This is a genomic window from Ideonella sp. P3_A4 (assembly GCF_056403075.1).
On sequence record NZ_JBFUGE010000500.1, the window covers coordinates 1 to 4,437 of the forward strand.

At 65.1% G+C, this 4,437-nt stretch carries 4 protein-coding genes; all 4 read right to left on the minus strand.

Going from position 1 to position 4,437, the window contains the following annotated elements:
- Window positions 1-216: hypothetical protein (locus AC1DYI_RS27680; protein WP_477207338.1), on the minus strand; the 216-nt coding region annotated here is incomplete at its 3' end.
- A 140-nt stretch (window positions 217-356) separates the two neighbouring features.
- Window positions 357-2,498: a PAS domain S-box protein gene (locus AC1DYI_RS27685; protein WP_477207339.1), complete on the minus strand. Its 2,142-nt coding sequence runs from the start codon at window positions 2,496-2,498 to the stop codon at window positions 357-359.
- A 27-nt stretch (window positions 2,499-2,525) separates the two neighbouring features.
- The gene (locus tag AC1DYI_RS27690) at window positions 2,526-3,116 is read right to left on the minus strand and encodes a response regulator (protein ID WP_477207340.1); all 591 of its coding nucleotides are present in this window, start codon (window positions 3,114-3,116) and stop codon (window positions 2,526-2,528) included.
- A gap of 70 nt (window positions 3,117-3,186) precedes the next feature.
- Window positions 3,187-4,437, minus strand: a 1,251-nt coding sequence (gene nosR, locus AC1DYI_RS27695) for a response regulator c-di-GMP phosphodiesterase, NosR family (RefSeq protein WP_477207341.1), incomplete at its 5' end; no start/stop codon positions are given.

Consider the following 4,437-nt stretch of genomic DNA (forward strand, 5'->3'; position numbering starts at 1 on the left):
GTAGTGCAGGCTCAGTTCATTGCGGTCGATCGCAGTCCGCAGAGCCGAGGCCACGGCCGTTCGGCGCAGGTGCGCCGTCGCATCCTGAGGCGAAGCGACCGCCACCTGGTCGTTGACAGCGTCCGTCGCACCGGCCACGGGTTCGGCAGACCTCGCGCCCGCGACCTCGCGACGTAACGACGACACGTCTTCAAGCGTTTCACTCGGCGTGACCATCCCTGATCGTCCTTGCTAATGCACACCGGCCCTTGCTCGAAAGCCCCGGACCGGTACCTGACTGCCACACTGCTGGTGGTTCATTGATATCTTCGTCTCGCCCGTCGCAAAAGTCCATGGTGCGCCCGGGCTCGTTGCGGTCAGTTGACTTGCGTCAACTCCATGGGTAGGGGCGGGGGGTCCTGCGACTCATCACACATGATGGGTATCCAGACCCTGAACGCGCTGCCCTTGCCCGGCTCTGAGTGGACCTTGATCTGCCCCTTGTGTTTCTGCACGATGGAGAACGACAGCGACAAGCCCAGGCCGGTGCCCTTGCCGACCGGCTTGGTCGTGTAGAAGGGTTCGAAGATGCGCTTTTGCACCTCGGCCGACATGCCGCAGCCGGTGTCGGCCACTTCGACCCAGACCCAATCGCCGCTGCGCCCGGTGGACAGGGTGATCACCCCGTTGCTCTCGATCGCATGGGCCGCGTTGACGATGAAGTTCATGAACACCTGGTTCAGTTGCGCTGCCAGGCAACGCACCGGCGGCAACTGGCCGTAGCTGCGGCGAACCTCGGCCTTGTACTTGATCTCGTTGTTGACCACGTTGAGCGTCGACTCCAGGCCGGCGTTCAGGTCGGCCTCTTGCCAATCGGCGTTGTCGACGCGGGAGAAGTCCTTCAGGTCCTGCACGATGCGCTTGACGCGGGTCAGGCCATCGGCGCTCTCGCGCAGCAGCACCGGCACGTCCTCGCGCAGGTACTCGAGGTCGACGTCCTGCTTGGTGGCCTGGAGCCGCTGCCGCACTTCGGCGCTCAGCGTGTCTTCGTGGGTCTCATAGTCGGCCAGCAGCTTCAGCAGGCCGTCGACATAGTGCTTGAGCGAGCTGAGGTTCGAGTTGACGAAGCCCACCGGGTTGTTGATCTCGTGGGCAACGCCGGCCGCCAGCTGGCCGATCGATGCCATCTTTTCGGATTGCAGCAGCTGGTTCTGGGCCTCTTCGAGCATCCGGTTGGTTTCCTTCAACCGCTCGTAGTTGGACTCCAGCGCTTCCTGCGCGCGCCGCACCTCGCTGCGGTCCTGCAACAGCCACCAGGCGCCAGCGGTGGGATCGTCGACGTTGGAGACGTAGGCAATCATCTGCACCCACAGCTGCTTGCCGTCCAGGCGCTGCAGCATCCGCTCGTGCTGCAGCGGCTTGCCCTGCGTCAGCACCGGCAAAGCCATCTCGCCGAACGCGGTGAAGTCCTCGGTACTGCAGAAAAAGTCCGCCGTCAGGTGGCCGACGGCGCTGCTGCCATCAGGCATGAACATCTCGGCGAACTTCTTGTTGTGCCGGATCACCTTGCCGTTTGACGACGCGAGGATGCCGACCGAGGCGTTCTCCATGAAGGCGGCCAGCTCGCGGTGCGTGCTGTTGAGTTCGGCGGTGCGCTCGCTGACCAGCAGCTCCAGCTGGTTGCGGTGCCGCATCAGCTCTTCTTCCGCCGCGCGTCGCTGCGACACGTCCTGCAGGGTCTCGATGGCGCCGACGACCTCGCCGGTGGCATTGCGCAGCGGCGCCGAGGTAAAAAACAGCCACCTGCCGCTGTCGCCGAAGCTGGGAAAGAAGTCCTCGCCTTCGAAAGCCCCGGCCGCCGTCTTGGAAGGCTGGATCTTTCCGCCGTACAGCTGTGCCATGGCTTGGGCGTCCGCCCCGTCGACGATCATGTCGCACAGCAGTGGGCGCTCGGTGGGGTAGAACACGCAGCCCTTTTCGACCACGCCCTGCATGTCCCAGTAGTCGCGACCGGTCAACTGCTCGCATGCCCGGTTCCAGTGCGTCACGCGGTGCTCGCCGTCGATGACGAAGGTCGCCACCGGCGTGCTGTCCATGATCTGGTTCAGCACCTGGCTCATGTTGAGCAAGCTGGTCTGAACGTGCCGCATGTCGCTCAGGTCCTGGCAGGTCGACAGCACGGCGGGCTGGCCGTCGATGTCGATGCGCCGAGCGGTCAGCTCGACGAAGCGCTCGGCACCGGTCGATGTGCGCAGTGTCATCTCCGTGGCCGCGGGCTCTGGGTCTTGCTCCAGGCAGGTGATGCCGTAGCTGGCCATCTGGCCCGCCATCTCCGGGCCGACCAGGTCTGCGGGCGTCATGGTCAGCAGGCTGGCCTCATCGTGGCCGACCAGGCGCGCCAGCGCTTCGTTGACGCACAACAGCTCGGCGCCCTGGTGCAGGAAGGCCGGCACGTGGAGTGCGCGCATGACCGCGCGGCACAAGGTCCCAGCGGTGCCAGGTCGGGTTTCGGTCAGCATGGCGTCTGGAAGGTCGCGCTGCATGCGTCAGTTCCAGCCGCCGCGCGGCTCGGGCAGCAGGACGTCGGCGTCCATCACGACCGAGCCGTCCGCCCCCCATTGGACCCGCGTGATGCCGGGCTCCAGCTGTTCCAGGCGCTTCATTTCCAGCTCCTCGGCCGAGAGATCGCCGCGCTCGCAGCGCACCTGGTTGGCCAGGGCCTCGTTCTCCATCCGCAACGCGCGGATCTGCAAGATCTGCGACAGCGCGCTGATCAACTCGAAGTCGTTCCACGGCTTGGCGATGAAGCGGTCGATCTGGGCCTCGTTGATGGCGCCGATCAGCCCGTTCAGGTCGGTGTAGCCCGACAGGATCACCCGCGAGCAATCGGGCTGCAATTCGCGCATGCGGCGCAACACCGCCACGCCGTCCATCTCTGGCATGCGGAAGTCCGAGATGACCAGGGAGTAGGCACGCTCCTCGGCGCGCGCCAGCGCCTGCTTGGCCGAGACGAAGGTTTCGACCTCGGCCAGACGGGAATGGCCCGCCACCACGAGCGGCGAAAGCCGCAGCAGGCGCGACAGTGCGTTGAGCACACCGCTCTCGTCGTCCACCAGCATGATTCGATGCGCTTGCATACGCTTTTCCTTTCCCTGAACCAGGTCTTTGTACAGCCCTACATCCGTCTACATCACCTCTACATCGGACTCAGGCCATGTCCTTGCGCACGTACAGGCTGAGCTTGACGCCTTCACGCTGCGCATACTCGCGCACCTGGCGTACCACCCGCGCGTCGAACACGTAGCCGGTGGCCAGCAGCAAGGTGCCCTGGGTGCTGACCAGATCGCGTGACAACACCATGCCGGGCACCAGGTCGAGCGCGGAAATCTCGCGATCGCGCTCGCTTTCCGGCAGCGGCTGTTTCAACACCTCGACAAAGGCCGCGACCACATTCGCGTCGTAGCGGTTGCCCGCCCCGCGGCGAATGCTGCTGGCGGCGTCGTCGGGCGTGAAACGCCGCTCCGCCAGCGTGCCGTTCATCAGGTTTTCGTAATCGACGATGGGCGCCAGGATGCGTGCGCCGAGCGGGATTTCGTTGCCCGTCAGGCCGTCCGGGAAGCCGTTGCCGTCGAAGCGCTCGTGTTGCGAGCGGATGATCTTGGCCACCGGCTGCAACTGGGCCAGCGGCATCAGCGCCGCCTCGGCGTTCAGCGTGTGCTTGCGGTAGCGCGCGTTTTCCTCGGTGCTGAGCGTGGAAAGGGGCTTGCCGAGCATGCCGTCGGGAAAGCCGATCTTGCCGATGCTGTGCAGCAGCCCGGCCACGTAGGCGTCATGGCTTTGGCGCTCGTCGAGCTTCATCTGCGCGCACACGCGCTTGACCCACTCGGACACCCGCCTGGACTGGCCGGCCAGTCCGCTGTGCCTCAGGTCCATCAGGCCAGCGAAGATCCGCATCGACAGCATGAAGTTCGTCTTCAGCTCGTCGTAGGCGACATTGAGCATGTCGTTGATCTGTTCGATCTCCGCCGTGCGGTGCTTGACCCGATCCTCGAGCTGGCCGTTGAGCTGGCGCAACTCTTCGTTCTGGCGCGCCGTGAGCGCCGTCAGCTGCTGGTTCTGGCGTTCCAGGTCGCGCCGTGCCAGGGCTTCGCGCACCACCAGGACGATGTCGTTGTCGTCCCAGGGCTTGGCGATGTAGCGGTGAATCTGGCCGCCGTTGATGGCGGCAATGGTCGAGCTGATGTCGGCGTAGCCGGTCAGCAGGATGCGCGTTGCCGTGGGCTGCAGCTGGCGCATTTTTTCGAGGAACTGCGCGCCGTCCATGTTCGGCATGCGCATGTCCGAAATCACCAGGTCGACGCTTTCACTGCGGACCAGTTCCAGCGCGGCAGCCCCCCCCTCGGCCGTCAGGATGCGGTAGCCCTGGGGACGAAACAGGCGGCGCAAGGCGCTCAGGAT